Raw genomic sequence first — 16895 nt, forward strand, 5'->3', positions numbered from 1 at the left:
TTCGATGCAATTCCGGACGGAAAACCGCTTGCGCACTTTTCCTGGAATTGCTTTGGGGATCAGAGGGCCGGTGCCGGTCCCGTCGTTCCCCAGGGCGATTCGTAGAGTTCGCGCAGCGCCACGACCGCGGCGCCCTGCGCCCAGGTCTCGTCGGTCGACTGGTCGAAAACGAGTTCGGTCACGCCTTTGATCGATGGCGGGATCGCCAGCGAATAGGCCTCCCGCAGGCTGTCGAGAAAGGGCTGGCCGAGCGCCAGGCTCGAACCGACCAGAATGACGCGCGGCGGAGCAAACAGCGTGACGATATTGGCGAGCGCCATGCCGCAGGCTTCGCCGGCGCGGATTGCTGCATTGATCAGCGCGTTGTCTTCGGCGTCGATCAGTGTCTTGGCATGGGCCATGCCGCGACCGAGGCGGATAGCTTCGGCAAAACGGCCGCTCGGCTGATCGCCGAGAATGGCACTTTCGCCGGCAAGGCTTGCCAATCGGATAATGCCCTGTGGCCCCATGCCGAGCACGAGATCACCGAGATTGTGGCTGAGGCCGCCGGCGCCGCGAAAGAGCTGGCCGCCATGCAGAACGCCAAGCCCCAGCGTCTGTTCCAACGACACGAGCACCATGTCGTCCAGGTCTCTCGCCTTGCCGAACCAGTGATGCGCCAGCGTGATGGCATGCGCATCGCTTTCGACAATGGTGGTCACGCCCAGCCGCTCGGACATTTCCTTGGCGAAATCGACGCCGGTTTCGCGGAAGATCGGGCTGGTGCGGACATGGCCGGTACGGTGTTCGACGACGCCGGGCAGGCCGAGGCAGACGGAATCGATCTCGTCCAGAGCCAGGTTGGCATCGACGACGCAGCGGCGCACGCCATCCTCAATGAGATCGGCGATGACGCCGATCGGCTGCCGGTCGACGCGGAGCGCCAGCGTCAGCGTTGACAGAACTTCGCCGCGAAAGTCGGTGACGACGAAGACCATGCGGTTGGCGGCGATTTTCGCGCCGACGACGCGCGCGGCGTCCGGATTGAGCTCCAGCATGACGCGGGGCCGGCCTCGGGCGGCGGCCTCGCGCAGGTCGCCTTCGGTGCGCGCCAGGATCAGCCCATCATCCAGCAACGATGCGGTGATCGCCGAGACTGTCGTGGTCGAAAGCTGGGTGCGGTCGCTGATTTCGATACGTGCGATGGAGCCCGCCCGCCGGATCGTGTCCAGCACATTGAAGCGGTTTATCGCCCGCATAAGCTCGGGATCTGCTGTTTTCATGAGAATGGTGCCGAATGATGGACCCGCTCGGCTGCGGCCTGATATTTTTAACGGAATGCGAATTAAATAACCTATGGTCATCGCCCAATGTCAAGCCGTTTTGCGGGTAATCTGCCAAAATTTAACGATGGTGGTTGACATTTCAGCAAAGCTCCGTTGAATTATTCCGCATAAGGGAAAAAATATTTGAGGCTCTTGGTTCCCTTGGGAGGAGAAAATCATGATCCATCTACGTGGGGCCAAGGCCCTTCGCATCGCCGCTATTGCTGCAACCACCGGGCTGACGATTCTCGCAGGTGTGTCGAGCGCTGCCGCCGACACGGTCGTCAAATGGCTGCATCTGGAAACCGATCCGAATTATGTCGCCGTTTGGCGCAAGATCGCGGATCAGTATGAGGCCAAGCATCCCGGTACGAAGATCGAGATGCAGTTCCTGGCCAATGAGGCCTTCAAGGCCAAGCTGCCGACACTGCTGCAATCGAAGGACGCGCCCGATTTCTTCTTTAGCTGGGGCGGTGGCGTGCTGAAGCAGCAGCAGGCGACGGGCACGCTGATGGACCTGACTGCGGCGATGAATGCCAAGGATGGCGCCTGGGTGAAGAGCTATAATCCCGCGGCGGTGAAAGGCCTGACGTTCGACAACAAGATCAGCGCCGTGCCCTATAAGCTCGGCACGGTTTCCTTCTTCTACAATAAGGCCTTGTTCGCCAAGGCCGGCGTCGATGCTAGCGCCATCAAGACCTGGGACGATTATCTGGCCGCGGTCAAGAAGCTCAAGGCTGCCGGCATTGCGCCGATCGCCGGCGGCGGCGGTGAGAAGTGGCCGATCCACTTCTACTGGAGCTATCTGGTGATGCGCGACGGCGGTCAGCAGGTCTTCAACGATGCCAAGAACGGTAAGGGCAACGGTTTCAACGATCCGGCGATCATCAAGGCGGGCGAGCAGCTTGCCGAACTCGGAAAGCTCGAACCCTTCCAGCCCGGTTATCTCGGCATCACCTGGCCGCAGGCGCTTGGCGTCTTTGGTGACGGCAAGGCTGCGATGATCCTCGGCTTCGAAAATACGGTTGCCAACCAGCGCACCAATGCCGGCGACGCTAAGGGCCTGGCGGATGACAATATCGGCCGCTTCGCCTTCCCGGCCGTGACCGGTGGCGCCGGCCTTCCGACCGATACGCTCGGTGGCTTGAACGGCTGGGCCGTCACCAAGAAGGCCCCACCGGAAGCACTCGATTTCCTTGCCTATCTGACCAATGCCGAGAACGAGCGTACCTTGGCGCAGGCCGGCATGATCGTCCCGGTCGCTGTCGGCGCCGAAGATGGTGTCAAGGGTCCGCTGATGCACGAAGCCGCCGACCAGTTGGCGCATTCGACCTGGCACCAGAACTTCTTTGACCAGGATCTCGGCCCCTCGGTCGGCCGCGTCGTCAACGATGTGGCTGTTGGTATCGTCTCCGGCCAGATTTCGCCAAAGGATGGAGCGCAGCAGGTTCAGGACTCATTCGAACAGGACCAGCTCTAGCGCCATCCGGCGCCGGCCTCTCCCTTGCGCCGGCGCCGGTTTTTCTTTGAATTACAATCGTCGAGACCGCCCATGACCGATGTCAGCGCCACGACCGCCATGCCTTCCATCGCAAGAGCGAGGCCCACAGCGAAGCGAAAATCGCCCGCCGCGCGCGGCCGTCTGCCCGTCATTCTACTGTTCCTGCCGCCGGCGCTGCTGCTCTTCACCATCTTCGTCATCCTGCCGATGGGGGAAGCGGCCTGGTACAGCCTTTATCGCTGGAACGGCTATGGCCCACCGACCGAGTTCGTGGGCCTGCGCAATTTCCAGGTTCTCTTCAAGAACGACGCCTTCCTGACGTCGCTGAAGAACAATGCACTGATCATTCTGGTTTCGATCGCCATCCAGGTGCCGCTCGCCATCTGGCTGGCGACGATGCTGGCGCATCGTATTCGCGGCGTCGTGCTCTTCCGACTGATTTTCTTCCTTCCCTATGTGCTGGCCGAAGTGGCCGCCGGCCTGATCTGGCGCTTCGTTTATGACGGCGACTACGGCCTGTTCGCCGCGATCGCGCATTTCCTCGGCACCCCGACGCCCTACGTGCTCGCCGACAAGAATCTGGCGATGTATGCCGTGCTTGGCGTGATCGTGTGGAAATATTTCGGCTTTCACATGATGCTGTTCATCGCCGGCATGCAGTCGCTCGACAAGAGCGTGCTGGAGGCGGCCGAGATTGATGGCGCCACCGGCTGGCAGAAGTTCCGCTACGTGACGCTGCCGTTGCTCGGCTCGACGCTGCGCCTTTCCGTCTTCTTCGCGGTGGTGGGATCGCTGCAGCTTTTCGACATGATCATGCCGCTCACCGGCGGCGGCCCGTTCAACTCGACGCAGACGATGGTGACCTTCCTCTACAATTTCGGCGTCACGCGCATGCAGGTCGGCCTCGGCAGCGCTGTCGGCGTCGTGCTGTTCGTGATCTGCGTCACCCTCGCCTTCGGCTACAAACGGATATTTATGCGCAATGACTGATATGGCCTCATCCGTTCGCATGACCACCGGCACGAAGATCTATCTCTATGTGTCGCTGACCATCATCGCCGCCATCGTTTTGATCCCGCTTTTGACGACCGCGCTCGGCGGCTTCAAGACGCTCGGCGATCTCCGCACCAATCCTTTCGGCCTGCCGGCCGAGTGGCATTTCGAGAATTATACCGGCATCCTGTTTGGCGACCGCTACTGGCGGCAGATGATGAATTCGCTGATCATCGCTGTGCTGACCGTGTTCCTGACGCTGTCGGTCTCGGCGATGGCCGCCTTCGCCTTCGCGCATGTGAAGTTCTTCGGCTCGAACTTCCTGCTGAACTATTTCCTCATCGGGCTGATGTTTCCGGCGGCCACCGCCATCCTGCCGCTCTTCATCCGCATCCGCGATCTTGGCCTGCTCAATACCTATTGGGGCGTGGTGTTGCCGCAGGTGGCTTTCGGCCTTGGTATGAGCATCCTGCTCTTCCGGAACTATTTTAGAAACCTTCCGGAAGAATTGTTCCAGGCAGCATTTGTCGATGGTTGCGGCTATATCCGCTTTTTCTGGCATATCTCGCTGCCGCTCTCGCGGCCGATCATCGCGACCGTCAGCATCATTTCCTTCGTCGGCAGTTGGAACAGCTACATCCTGCCGCTGATCATGCTGAATTCGGATTCGATCTATCCCTGGCCGCTCGGCATGATGGTCTATAGCGGCGAATTCGGCACGGAATGGGAGCTGGTGCTTGCCTTCATCACGCTGACCATCCTGCCCACCGTCATCGTCTTCTTCCTGGCGCAGAAGCACATCATTGCCGGCCTTACCGCCGGCGCCGTGAAATCCTGAGCCTTATTGGAGCACAAACAAATGGCATCCGTCGAACTGCACAACATCCACAAGGCCTATGGGGCGCTGACCGTCATTCACGATATCTCGCTGGCGATCGAAGACGGCGAGTTCATCGCGCTCGTCGGCCCCTCCGGCTGCGGCAAGTCCACGCTGCTGCGAATGATCGCCGGGCTTGAGGAAATCACCGATGGCGACGTGTCGATCGGTGGGCAGGTGGTCAATGCCATGACGCCGCGCGAGCGCAACATCGCCATGGTCTTCCAGTCCTACGCGCTTTATCCGCATATGACGGTCGCCGAGAACATGGGCTTCAACCTGAAGCTCTCAGGCGAGGCCAAGCCGGTGATCGAGCAGCGGGTCAACGAGGCCGCGCGCATGCTGGACCTGACAAAGTTGCTCGACCGCAAGCCGGCGCAGCTTTCGGGCGGCCAGCGCCAGCGCGTCGCCATGGGCCGCGCCGTGGTGCGCAACCCTGCCGTCTTCCTGTTCGATGAGCCGCTCTCCAATCTCGATGCGAAGCTGCGCGTGCAGATGCGCTCGGAGATCAAGGCGCTGCATCAGAAGGTGCAGACCACTTCGATCTACGTCACCCACGATCAGATCGAGGCGATGACGCTTGCCGACCGCATCGTTGTGCTGAACCAGGGGAAGATCGAGCAGCAGGGCACGCCGATCCAACTTTATCGCCAGCCGGCCAATCTCTTCGTTGCCGGCTTCATCGGCTCGCCGGCGATGAATTTTCTCGACGGTGTGGTTGAAGGCGTCGATGGCACCCCTGCAGTGCGGCTGAGGGATAGCACGCCGGTGCGCATCGCTGGCGAACGCAAGGTGAAGTCCGGGCAAAGCGTGAAGATCGGCCTTCGGCCGGAACATCTGAGCTTAACGGGCAATGGCTCGCCGCTCACCGGCCAGACCTTGCTGGTCGAGCCGACGGGCGCACAGACGCATGTGCTGTTCGATCTGGCTGGCGAGCAGGTTACGGCCGTCGTCGACGGTGAGGCTCCGGTTCGTTATGGCGAACAACTGAAGGTCACCGTCAATGCCGATCAGGTCTACGTTTTCGACAGCGGAAGCGGGCTTGCTCTTTAGAGCTTTCACGCAATTCCGGACGGAAAACCGCTGCGCACTTTTCCTGGAATTGCTTTAGGCATCAACGTTAATGGCGTCGACCCGATCCGGGTAGAAGGCCATGTAATCCTTGATCTGGCTTACCGAGGCGTGGGGATTTTCGTAGGTCCAGACAGCGTTCACCGAGCGCTCGCCGCCGACGGGGATGCTGTAATAGGAGCAATCGCCCTTGAAGGGACAGTAGGTGGCATGGTCGGTTCTCTGGAGCGCCGACATGTCGACATCCTTGCGCGGCACGTAGATGACGGCCGGATAGGAGGCTTCCTTCAGGGACAGCGCGTCATGGGTATCGGCAATGACCTTGCCGGCAACCGAAACGGTGACATGGGCACGTTTGTTCTCGATCGTGATGGGATGATCGGGACCGGGAATCTTGACCAGCTTTTCGGACATTCTTGCTCTCCTCAGCTTTGCTGAATGTCAGGTGAGATTGGTTCTGCCGTGCTTATGTGCCTGGCCCCTCACCCCAACCCTCTCCCCGCATTGCGGGGAGAGGGGGCTCTACGGTGATTAAGGCGCTTCCGCCCCAATGAAGCAGCGCGCTATTTTGCGCTGTCGTCCCCTCTCCCCGCTGGCGGGGAGAGGGCTAGGGTGAGGGCCCCCAGGCACATAAGCGGCGACAGCAAGAAACTCGCCTGACGATCTCAGTTCAAAAGCATATAGGAAGCATCCTGCCGATTATCAGGCCCCCTGCGGCTTCAGCGCTTTCGGTGCACCCCAGCGCAGGCCGTCCATCAGCAGGCGGACGAGGCGGCGGGAGCGGTCGTGCCACTCCGGCGAATTGGGCATGGAATAGGTGCCGGACAGGGCATGCAGCACGTCGGTGCTGTCGACGTCGGCGCGGATCGAGCCGTCGGCCACTGCCCGTTCGATCAGGCCGCGGAGCGCGATTGGTACCATGCCGTAGCTGTCGGCGAAGAGTTCGGAATTGCTGTTGAGCAGGATGCGCAGGCTGTCGGCCATGCCGCGTTTGGTGGCGATATAGCCGACGAAGCGGTGCATCCATTCTTCCAGCGCTTGATCCGGCGCGCGTTCGCGCGAAAGCTCTTCGGCCGCATTGCAGAGCACCTCGACCTCATGGCGATAGACGACTTCGACTAGATGTTCGCGGGTTGGAAAATGACGGTAGAGCGTACCGACGCCGACACCTGCGCGGCGCGCAATGTCTTCGAGCGAGGCGGCGGTGCCGTGGTTGGCGAAGGCTTGCGCCGCGACTTCGATGAGCTTGTCGCGATTGCGGCGTGCATCCGCGCGTAGAGTTTTTGCGCCTGGCGGCGTGTCGTCCTTCAGCTCTGACGATGGCCTCGAAGCCAATTTTCGCTCCATGCGGATTGCGACTTGACGATATCCGACAAGTCTCTAGGATAATAAACGGAGGCGCCTCCGTTTAATCTGGAGTACCAGAGGATTGTTATCGCATAATGGGCCAGGATGCCATTGCCGTCTGATCGGAGGATCGAAGACGGTGAAAGAGCGGCCCTCCCCGGCGTCCCGCCACAAGCCGCACGCGCCGGCAAAAGCGCTGTAGCCTGATTACCTGGCGCCGGCCGGGCTGACGTCAAGAGCTGATGTCACGGCTGGCAGATCCTGACGATTGCAAAAGATGATGACCCGAACAGGGAGTGAGCTGATGACTACCGTCTATCTCGATATCAACGGACACGAGCACGAGCTTTCGCTCGATCCGCGTGTCACGCTTCTCGATGCTCTTCGCGAGCATCTCTGTCTGACCGGCACCAAGAAGGGCTGCGACCAGGGCCAATGCGGTGCCTGCACCGTCCATGTCGACGGCGAACGTGTGCTCTCCTGCTTGACGCTGGCTGCTCAGGCCGAAGGCCGCAAGGTCACGACGATCGAAGGGCTGGCGGCGGAAAACGGCGATCTGCATCCGGTCCAGGCCGCGTTCCTGGAACATGATGCCTTCCAATGCGGTTATTGCACGCCGGGACAGATCATGTCGGCGGTCGCTTGCATCCGCGAAGGCCATGCCGGTTCCGATGATGAAATCCGCGAATATATGGCCGGCAATCTCTGTCGGTGCGGTGCCTATCCGCACATCGTTGCCGCCGTGCGCGAAGCAGCGGAGGCCGCCCAATGAAGGCCTTTTCCTATCTCCGCGCCGGCTCGGTCGATGAGGTCCGGCAAGCCGCTGCCTCTTCCGCCACCATGCTGCTTGCCGGCGGCACGACGTTGCTCGATCTCGCCAAATGCGGCGTTGCCGAGCCCGAGACGGTGGTGGATATCAGCCATCTTGCTGGCCTCGATGCCATCTCCCTGACCGATCAGGGTGTTACGATCGGTGCGCTCGCCAAGATGAGCCGTGTCGCCGACGATGCCAATATCAAGGCGCAGTTCCCGGCCGTTTCGGAGGCGCTGTCGCTTGCGGCCTCGGCGCAGATCCGCAACATGGCGACGATCGGCGGCAATCTGATGCAGCGCACGCGCTGTCCCTATTTCCGCGATCCGGCGACCTTCGCCGCCTGCAACAAACGCGCGCCCGGTTCCGGCTGCTCGGCAATCGGCGGCGTCACGCGCAATCATGCGGTTCTCGGCACGAGCGAGGCCTGTATCGCCACCAATCCCGGCGATCTGGCGGTTGCTCTGGTGGCCTTCGATGCGGTCGTGCATCTCGGCAGCCGTCAGGTCGCGATCGATGATTTCTTCCTTTTGCCGGGAACGACGCCCGACCGGGAACATGCGATCGAGCCGGGCGAGATGATTACGGCGATCACCATTCCGGCCTCCGACGCTGCACACCGCTCGACTTATCTCAAGGTGCGCGACCGGCAGTCCTACGAGTTCGCGGCGGCCAGCGCCGCCGTCGGGCTTGAACTGGAGGCAGATGGCAGGACGATCCGGGATATCAGGGTGGCGCTTGGCGGTGTCGCCACCAAGCCCTGGCGTGCCCGCGCCGTCGAAAAAGCATTGAAAGGCCAGGTGCTCGATACGGCTGCTGTGAAGCGCGCCAGCCTGCTCGCTGTCCAAGGCGCCGTCTATCATGGCGGCAATCACTACAAGATTACGCTTGCGCCGCGTGTCGTCGAGCGCGCCATCCTGACGATGGGAGAAATGGCATGACCATCATGGAAACCAGAAAACATGGCGCTGCCGATGGCGCGCTCGGCGGGCGGCTGTCCCGCCTGGACGGAACCGCGAAGATCAAAGGCGAGGCCGACTATGCGGCCGAGCGCGATCTCGAGGGGCTGACCCATGCGGTGATGGTGCAAAGCACGATTGCCGCCGGTCGCATGACTGGCATCGATACGGCGGCGGCGGAGGGAGCGCCGGGCGTTCTGCTGGTGCTGACGCCGGACACGATGCCGGATCTGAATTCACCGACCACCTGGCTCGACACCCCCGGCCCGGAAGGCCCGTATCGGCCGCTTGTCAGGGAGATTACCTATAGCGGCCAGCATGTCGCCATCGTCGTTGCCGAAACCTTCGAGCAGGCGACAGCCGCGGCGGCACTGGTCAAGGTCACCTATGAGGAAGCTCCGGCGATCTTCAGCCTTGAAGATCCGAAGGGTGGCGAGGGTTTCCCGATCGATCCGATGACCAGGGAGTGGGGCGATGCCGCAGCGGCCCTGGCCGCAGCACCGGTCAAGATCGAAGCCGAATACAAGACGCCGCGGGAATACAACGTGCCGATCGAGCCGCATGGGCTGATCGCCAAATGGGATGGCGACATGCTGACCCTCTGGGAGCCAAGCCAGTGGATCGACGGCATGGCGCGCACCTATGCGGAGTGGTTCGGCATTCCCTTCGAGAATGTGCGGATGATCTCGCCCTATATCGGTGGCGGCTTCGGCTCAAAGGCGCTGGCATTGCCGCATGGCGCTGTTGGTGTCATGGCGGCGAAGCTGCTCGGCCGTCCGGTGAAGCTGGTCATCACCCGGCCACAGACCTTCACCTCCTTCGGTGGCCGGCCTTGCACGCGCCAGAGGATTGCGCTTGGCGCGACCAAGGACGGCAGGCTCACCTCCATCATCCATACCAGCGCCAACGAGACTTCGATCGGCGACGTGGCAGTTGAGCCATTGGGTGTCGTAACCTCGCTCATGTATGCGACGCCCAATCTCTCGTCGCGGCAGAACATTGTGGCGGTGAACACCGTCAAGCCCGGCGCATTGCGTGCCCCCGGCGAAAATCCGAGCGCCTGGGGTATCGAGAGCGCTATGGATGAGCTCGCCTACATGCTCGGCATGGACCCGCTGGAAATCCGGCTCAAGAACTATGCCGAGCGGGATCAGGAAGCCGACAAGCCCTGGTCGACAAGGCAATTGCGCGAGGCTTTCGAGGCTGGGGCCAAGGCTTTCGGCTGGGCGAAGCGCTCGCATGCGCCGCGCTCCATGCGCGACGGCAAGCATCTGATCGGCTGGGGGGTGGGCGCCGGCACCTATCCGGTGCGCCGCACGCCGGGTGAAGCGCTGGTGCGCATTCTTGCCGACGGCTCGGCGGAAGTGGCGAGCAGCGGCATCGACATGGGCCAGGGCACCTATACGATCCTGGCGCAGACGGCGGCCGAAACGCTCGGCATCCCGGTCGAACAGGTCCGCGTCAAACTTGGCGATTCCGCCCTGCCGCGGGCGCCCGTCGCCGGCGGATCGCAGCTTGCCAACCTGATGACCGGCGCCGTTTACAAGGCAGCGGTCGCCGCCCGCGATGAGCTGGTGGGACTGGCGATCAACGATCCCAATTCTCCGCTTCGTGATCTGCAGGCCAATACGCTGACCGTTTCGGAAGGCCGCATTCTGCCGCCGCGCGATGGTGGCGACGGCATCGCCATTGCCGAGCTTCTGCGGCAGATCGGCCGTGACAAGATCGAGGTGCTGCGTAACACACTGCCAGAAGACAAGCAGAGCAATGCGGATCACTATCGCAACTTCTCGACCATCGCGACCATGCTGTCGCCCACGGACGGCGACTATTCGATGCATAGCTGGTGCGCGCACTTCATCGAGGTGCGCGTCGATGAGGATTTCGGCACCGTGCGCGTCTCGCGCGTCGTCTCGGCGCTCGATTCCGGCCGGCTCTACAATCCCAAGCTTGCCGAAAGCCAGTGGAAGGGCGGCATCATCATGGGCATCGGCCAGGCGCTGCTGGAAGAGGGCATCGTCGATGAGCGCTTCGCCCGTGTCATCAATAATAACCTCGGCGACTATCTCGTGCCGACCAATGCCGATATTCCCGACATCGAAGTGATCTCGGTCGGGATTCCCGATACGCACGCCTCCGTGCTCGGCGGTAAAGCGGTCGGCGAACTGGGTATCGTCGGTGTGGCGCCGGCAATTGCCAATGCGGTTTTCCACGCGACGGGCAAGCGGATACGCGAGCTGCCGATTACGCTGGAGAAGCTGCTGTAATTTTGAGGGATTTTGGGGATGGTCGGGCGAGGCCGCTGTTGACGTGGTCTTGTGCCCGGCCCCTCACCCTAGCCCTCTCCCCGCTCGCGGGGAGAGGGGACGACGCTACACTTCCAGTGACGCAATGACGCCGGTCAAAAGCGTGTCATATCCTCAGCTTGTTTTTGACAGCCGATGATTGCTGTCACTAGACTGGCTTCTGATTATGGGAGGCCGGTCGGAGGTTGGCTGGCTGTGAGGAACAGGGCGGAGCATCATGAGCCAGTATGATATTCTCGATCAGCGCTTCAAGGCGCTGATCAACGGGTCTGCGCAATTGGAGCAGTTGTGGACGGGCGGGCGTTGGACCGAGGGACCCGTCTATGTGCCGGCCGCGCGCCATGTCGTGTGGTCCGATATCCCGAACGACCGAATCCTGCGCTATGACGAGGTAACGGGCGCAGCCGGCGTCTTCGAGAGCCCTGTCGGTTATCACAACGGCCACACGCTCGATTTCGAAGGTCGTATCATCGCTTGCGAGCATGGACGTCGGCGTGTCAGCCGGCTTGATCATGACGGCCGCTGGCGGCCGCTTGCCGAGCACTTCGACGGCAAGCGGTTGAACTCGCCGAACGATGTCGTCGTAAGGTCGGATGGCTCGATCTGGTTCACCGATCCCACCTACGGGATCGACAGTGAATATGAGGGCTTTGCCGCACCGTCCGAAATCAACGCGTCCAACGTCTACCGCATCGATCCGGCCGATGGAGCGGTGACGCTGGTTGCCAGGGACCGCGTCAAACCGAACGGTCTTGCCTTTTCCCCGGATGAAAGCGTACTTTATGTCTCCGACACCGGCGGTACGCATGTGCCCGGCCTGCCGCCGACGATCACGGCCTATTCGGTCAATCCGGACGGGCGCAGCCTCAGTGAGGGGCGTGTTTTCGCCACTTGCGAAATCGGCCTGTTCGACGGTTTCCGGGTCGATCGCCACGGCAACATCTTTGCCTCCAGCGGTGATTCCGTTCGGGTTTACGCGCCGGATGGCACGTTGATCGGCCGCATTCTCATTCCCGAGGTCGTATCAAACCTCTGCTTCGGTGGCCCGAAGCGCAATCGGCTCTACATTACCGCCACGACTTCGCTCTATGCGATCTATGTGAATAGCGGCCCTGCTGAGCCGGCTAATCGTTTGCGTTAGGCGCTCAGTTCGAATTTTTTGCTGCGCTGCTTTGCTGGAAGTGTTCGGCGCCTTCGATTTGAACCCAATCGTGTTTCGACTGCTCAAAAACCGATCTGGCGGGGGCCGGGAATTTGGGGTCGGCCATCGCGCCGACTGCAACTCCGACGAAGGACGACAGGTTTTCGGCCTTCCAATACACCGATGATCCGCAGTTGGGACAAAAGTAGGTGTGGACCTTTCCGCCGCTTGCGGCCTCGCGGGTGAACTCTTTCGACGTGCCGGAAATGGCAACGGCGTCGGCCGGATAAAAGGCGCCGACGCCAAATGGCGCACCGGTCCTGCGTTGGCAGTCGAGACAATGACAGGCGACCACCAATTTTGACGGTTGTGAAAGCGTCAGTGTAAGAGCGCCGCAAGTGCATCGGGCATCAGCCATGGGAAAACCCTCCGTTTTCTGAAGCGGGTCGCGTTGATATTTCAAACCTACGGCGGTGCAACGCGATCCCATTGAACATCGTGCAGTAGGCGTCCAAGGCTGGTCTGCTTTTCCAGCCTTGAATCAAAATTTCGTCACTTAAGGGAAAAAATGCTGGTGGTGCCCAGCGAGGCAGCTCTGCCGTAATCGCGCCGATCAGGGCCTGCCGAAATGGCCCGGGCCTCGCTCCGGTCCCTGGTCGAAAGCCGAGAAGGGGCGGGCTTCGTTTGGCGGCGGCACGTCGAGATAGGTCATGATATTGTCGACGTGGCTGACCTGCGAGCGCAGGCTGTCCAGCGATTTGCCGGTGAGATTGGTGCCGGCCGGCAATTGAGCAGTCAGCGGGTTTTCGTAGCGCCCGTTGACGCGCAGTTCGTAGTAGAGATGCGGACCGGTGGAATAGCCGGTGGAGCCGACATAAGCGATGACCTGGCCCTGCGTGACGCGCTCGCCGACACGCAGGTCCGACGGTGTCGAGGCAATATGGGCATAGGTGGTCTCGTAGCCGCCATCGTGGCGAATACGGACATATTTGCCGTAGCCCGTTTCCCAGGAAATCTTTTCGACGGTGCCGTCGCCGGCGGCCATGATCGGGCTGCCCATCGGGGCGCGGAAATCGACGCCGTTGTGGAATTTCCGGACGCCGAGGATCGGATGAATGCGCCAGGCAAATCCGTCACCGAGCGTGCCGTTAGGTACGGGGCGGTGGGTCAGCACTTTGGCGACGGAATGACCGCCCTCATCGTAGAATTCCGAGGGGCCTATGCCGCCGTCCTTGTGCAGGTAGAAGCGGTGCGTATCGCCATCGGTGTGGAACTCGATGAACATCAGTTCGCTTTTGCCATTGTCCGCCTTGCGGAACAGCAGATCGACGCTGTCGGGCGTATCGTCACCCGTCAATGCAACGCCATTTGCCTTGGCAAGCTTCATGAGCTGGTCGGCGCATTCGTCGGAAAGCCCCGCCTTCTCCAGTTTGGTGCGGATCGTCGACCGATCGTCGCTGTCGATGCTCTTGAGGTCGACGGCGGCCACTTCCGAAGAGGACGGCGCATCAGCCTGGCTCTCGCTATAGAGCGTGGAAAACAGCCGGTCGTCGGTGAGCGGCACGAAGCTGTCGGCATCGTCGCGTGCGACGATGCGCTCCGGCGTTTTTCCGCCGCTAAGGCGGGCCATGATCAGCTTCGGTTGTGCATCAGCGGTCTTTTTCTCGAGCAGCAGTTCCAGGCTGTCGCCGGGCGAAACCGTATCGGTTTCCAAGGCTCGCTGCAGCTCGTCGCCGGCATTTCCGTCGAGACCGGCGGAGGCGAGGATATCCTGCAGGTCCTGCCGGTCCTTCGGCATGGAAACCAGTCGCTTGAATTCGCGGCCTGCCTCGCCCGTGGTCGCCTTCGACACGCTGACATTCAACGGTACGCCACGGACCGGGAAGCGTGAGCGCCGGACTGCATCGTAACGATTGGCGTGCGGATAGATACCCGGGCGGATATCCGCGAGCGACGGCGCTGAGAAGAGAGCAGGCTCGGACTGGGTATCGCCGTCATAGGCCGCATTGAAGGCCGCGGCATCGCCGCCGGAAGGATCGCTATCCTCGGCTTTGAAGACCAGCGTCGTGCGATGATAGGTAAAGATGCGGGTTTCGCCGTTCGACGTCTTTTCCGCCACCTGCGCAAAGCGGGAGCCGTCGAAACGCTGTTTCGTGGCAAGCCGGTCGCTCTTGCGCAATGCCGGCTGTGATCGGACGAGCTGGGCTATGTGGATCGGCACGGCTTGTTCGATCGTGTGGCGGGCGAGCAGCGGATAAAGAACGGTCGCGAGAAGGCCGAAGGAGGCGGTGCCGGCAAGGCCGATGGCGATCAGATGGCGAAGATGGGCTGAGTGGGGCAGAAAAGGAATATAAAATTCATGATGTGGCCGCGCCTGAATCGCAGCCTCTGCAGGAAATTGGACGCGCAATGGACTTTCGGCCATGAATTGAGGAACCCTGCAGACGGCGGTGGGCCCAAACTAGGGCAAATCATGTCAAAATCTGGGCAAATATTACAGATGGGTTAATTACCGTGATCTTCAGCGCGTGCAGATTCGCGCGTTGCGAGCGATTCGTCAACCGAAGATGGTGTCGTAAAGCAGCTTGAAATTCAGCGCCAAAATGACGCCGGCAACCAGCCAGGAGAGGACGGCAACACTCCTTGAAACGGTGAATCTGCCCATTTTTCCGCGATCTGTGACGAATTGGACGAGCGGGATGACGGCAAAAGGCAGTTGCATGGACAGGATGACCTGGCTCAAAACCAGCAAATCCGCAGTACCTTTTTCACCATAAAATGCGGTAACAAAAACAACTGGAATAATTGCGAGGCCACGCGTCAAAAGCCGCCTTGCCCAGTGCGGAATGCGCAGGCGCAGGAAGCCTTCCATGACGATCTGGCCGGCGAGCGTCGCCGTGACGGTGGAATTGAGGCCAGAAGCAAGAAGCGCCACGGCAAAAAGCGTCGAGGCGATGCCAAGACCGAGCAGCGGCGACAGCAACTCGAAGGCCTGGCCGATTTCGGCGACATCCGAATGCCCGCTGTTGTGGAAAGCGACGGCTGCGACGATCAGGATCGAAGCATTGACGAAAAGCGCCAGCATTAAGGCAATGGTGCTGTCGGTCGTCGCCCATTTGATCGCATCGCGGCGGCCCTCGTCGGTGCGCTTGTAGGCGCGGGTCTGCACGATCGAGGAATGCAGGTAGAGATTATGCGGCATGACGGTCGCGCCGATGATGCCCATGGCGATGTAGAGCATCTCGTGATTGGTGACGATCTCGGGCGAGGGGATGAAGCCGTTGAGGATAGCGGCGACCGGAGGAGCGGCGGCGGCAATCTGGATGGCGAAACAGGTGGCGATGACAATGAGGAGCGCGATGACGAAGGCCTCCAGGAAGCGGAAGCCCTTATTCATCAGGAGCAGCAGCAGGAAGGCGTCCAGCGCGGTGATCAGCGCGCCGCCGATCAAGGGGATGCCAAAGAGCAATTGCAGCGCGATCGCCGTGCCGATGACCTCGGCGAGATCACAGGCGATGATGGCAAGTTCGCAGGCAAACCACAGGGCCAGATTGACCGGCCTGGAATAATGGTCGCGGCAGGCCTGCGCCAGATCGCGGCCGGTGACGATGCCGAGCCGGGCTGCGAGTGCTTGCAGCAGGATCGCCATCAGATTGGACAGCATGATGACGGCAAGCAGCGTGTAGCCGAATTGCGCGCCGCCGGCGAGATCCGTCGCCCAGTTGCCGGGGTCCATATAACCGACGGAAACCATGTAGCCCGGTCCGAGGAAGGCGATCAGCCGCCGAACCCAAGTGCCGGTGTGCGGAACATGAACTGTGGCATTGACTTCCGGAAGGCTCGGCCGCGCATCTTCATCGGGGTGGGCAAATTTCCACGCGCTCGGTGCGGCTGCTTCCTGAATCTGCGTCATGCGGGGCTCCGGGATCGTCTATGACATGACTAAACAAATATGCCGGATATCAACATTATGCAATAGGCTATATTTTATAGTATCGGCATTGTAGTGGCGCGATCACGCTGCCACCCGCAAAAATCATCATCCGCTTTCAAGATTGAAGCCGGTGCTATAAAGATAAAAGCGAGTTTATCCGTATCTCGGGGGAGCCGAACGCATTGCCGAAGAGAAAACTGCCAATCCATCGGGAAGAGCCGCTGCCGGATGCCGAGACGCATTCGGAGGGTTTCCGCCATACGCGGGAGGCCAACCGTGGCGCTCTGGTGGAGGATTATGTCGAGCTGATCGCCGATCTTATCGATGACGGCAATGAGGCGCGGCAGGTGGATATCGCGGCAAGGCTTGGCGTGTCGCAGCCGACGGTCGCCAAGATGCTCGCGCGGCTCTGCGAAGATGGGCTCGTATCGCGGCGCCCCTATCGCGGCGTTTTTCTGACGGAGGCGGGCGGCAAGATCGCCCAGGACATCCGCGCCCGCCATCAGACCGTCGAGGCATTCCTGCGGTGGCTCGGCGTTAGCGCCGAGACGGCGCGGATCGACGCCGAGGGCATGGAGCATCACGTCAGCGCCGAAACGCTGAAAGCATTCCGTCGCGCCATGCAGCGCGACGGGTGATCAGGGCGCTCGC

General features: G+C 61.2%; 15 protein-coding genes. 9 read left to right on the top strand and 6 right to left on the bottom strand.

Annotated features, from left to right (window positions below):
• Positions 1-59: 59 nt before the first annotated feature.
• Positions 60-1262 (bottom strand): ROK family transcriptional regulator, encoded by a 1203-nt coding sequence (locus QD357_RS06445; protein ID WP_107109763.1) that lies wholly within the window; start codon positions 1260-1262, stop codon positions 60-62.
• A 220-nt stretch (positions 1263-1482) separates the two neighbouring features.
• On the opposite strand from QD357_RS06445, the gene QD357_RS06450 reads away from it, so the two are divergent.
• From QD357_RS06450 to QD357_RS06465, 4 genes are all read left to right on the top strand, one after another.
• Positions 1483-2784: an ABC transporter substrate-binding protein gene (locus QD357_RS06450; RefSeq protein ID WP_107109762.1), complete on the top strand. Its 1302-nt coding sequence runs from the start codon at positions 1483-1485 to the stop codon at positions 2782-2784.
• Positions 2785-2856: 72 nt separating this feature from the next.
• On the top strand, positions 2857-3795 hold the full coding sequence (locus tag QD357_RS06455) for a carbohydrate ABC transporter permease (protein WP_107109761.1): 939 nt from the start codon (positions 2857-2859) through the stop codon (positions 3793-3795).
• Positions 3788-4636 carry a carbohydrate ABC transporter permease gene (locus QD357_RS06460; protein ID WP_107109760.1) on the top strand — a complete coding sequence of 283 codons (849 nt, stop codon included), beginning with the start codon at positions 3788-3790 and terminating at the stop codon, positions 4634-4636. The genes QD357_RS06455 and QD357_RS06460 overlap by 8 nt, the downstream gene beginning before the upstream one ends.
• Positions 4637-4657: 21 nt before the next feature.
• Entirely contained in the window at positions 4658-5728 is a 1071-nt protein-coding gene (locus QD357_RS06465; protein WP_107109759.1) for an ABC transporter ATP-binding protein, read from the top strand.
• 54 nt (positions 5729-5782) lie between these two features.
• Here the strand turns inward: QD357_RS06465 and QD357_RS06470 are convergent, their stop codons facing one another.
• The gene (locus QD357_RS06470) at positions 5783-6160 is read right to left on the bottom strand and encodes a DUF427 domain-containing protein (RefSeq protein WP_107109758.1); all 378 of its coding nucleotides are present in this window, start codon (positions 6158-6160) and stop codon (positions 5783-5785) included.
• A 288-nt stretch (positions 6161-6448) separates the two neighbouring features.
• Positions 6449-7093 (bottom strand): TetR/AcrR family transcriptional regulator, encoded by a 645-nt coding sequence (locus QD357_RS06475; RefSeq protein WP_107109757.1) that lies wholly within the window; start codon positions 7091-7093, stop codon positions 6449-6451.
• Between the two features lie 304 nt (positions 7094-7397).
• On the opposite strand from QD357_RS06475, the gene QD357_RS06480 reads away from it, so the two are divergent.
• The 4 genes from QD357_RS06480 to QD357_RS06495 all read left to right on the top strand — a co-directional run bounded on the left by QD357_RS06480 (position 7398) and on the right by QD357_RS06495 (position 12310).
• Positions 7398-7865 carry a (2Fe-2S)-binding protein gene (locus tag QD357_RS06480; RefSeq protein ID WP_107109756.1) on the top strand — a complete coding sequence of 156 codons (468 nt, stop codon included), beginning with the start codon at positions 7398-7400 and terminating at the stop codon, positions 7863-7865.
• Complete coding sequence (locus tag QD357_RS06485; RefSeq protein ID WP_107109755.1) at positions 7862-8845, top strand: FAD binding domain-containing protein; 984 nt, start codon at positions 7862-7864, stop codon at positions 8843-8845. Before QD357_RS06480 ends, QD357_RS06485 begins: the two co-directional genes overlap by 4 nt.
• On the top strand, positions 8842-11130 hold the full coding sequence (locus QD357_RS06490) for a xanthine dehydrogenase family protein molybdopterin-binding subunit (protein WP_414124117.1): 2289 nt from the start codon (positions 8842-8844) through the stop codon (positions 11128-11130). The genes QD357_RS06485 and QD357_RS06490 overlap by 4 nt, the downstream gene beginning before the upstream one ends.
• Positions 11131-11386: 256 nt before the next feature.
• Positions 11387-12310, top strand: a complete 924-nt coding sequence (locus QD357_RS06495; RefSeq protein WP_107109753.1) for an SMP-30/gluconolactonase/LRE family protein — start codon at positions 11387-11389, stop codon at positions 12308-12310.
• Positions 12311-12314: 4 nt separating this feature from the next.
• Here QD357_RS06495 and QD357_RS06500 read toward each other — a convergent pair whose 3' ends face one another.
• The 3 genes from QD357_RS06500 to QD357_RS06510 form a co-directional block, all read right to left on the bottom strand.
• Positions 12315-12728, bottom strand: a complete 414-nt coding sequence (locus QD357_RS06500; RefSeq protein ID WP_107109752.1) for a GFA family protein — start codon at positions 12726-12728, stop codon at positions 12315-12317.
• Between the two features lie 195 nt (positions 12729-12923).
• Positions 12924-14735, bottom strand: a complete 1812-nt coding sequence (locus QD357_RS06505; protein ID WP_414124118.1) for a M23 family metallopeptidase — start codon at positions 14733-14735, stop codon at positions 12924-12926.
• A 132-nt stretch (positions 14736-14867) separates the two neighbouring features.
• Complete coding sequence (locus QD357_RS06510) at positions 14868-16223, bottom strand: Nramp family divalent metal transporter (RefSeq protein ID WP_107109750.1); 1356 nt, start codon at positions 16221-16223, stop codon at positions 14868-14870.
• Between the two features lie 203 nt (positions 16224-16426).
• Here QD357_RS06510 and mntR point away from each other — a divergent pair, with 203 nt between their 5' ends.
• Positions 16427-16882 (top strand): manganese-binding transcriptional regulator MntR, encoded by a 456-nt coding sequence (mntR, locus tag QD357_RS06515; protein WP_414124119.1) that lies wholly within the window; start codon positions 16427-16429, stop codon positions 16880-16882.
• The last annotated feature ends 13 nt before the right edge of the window (positions 16883-16895 follow it).

Source organism: Rhizobium sp. BR 317, from assembly GCF_047445835.1.
Lineage (GTDB): Bacteria > Pseudomonadota > Alphaproteobacteria > Rhizobiales > Rhizobiaceae > Rhizobium > Rhizobium paranaense.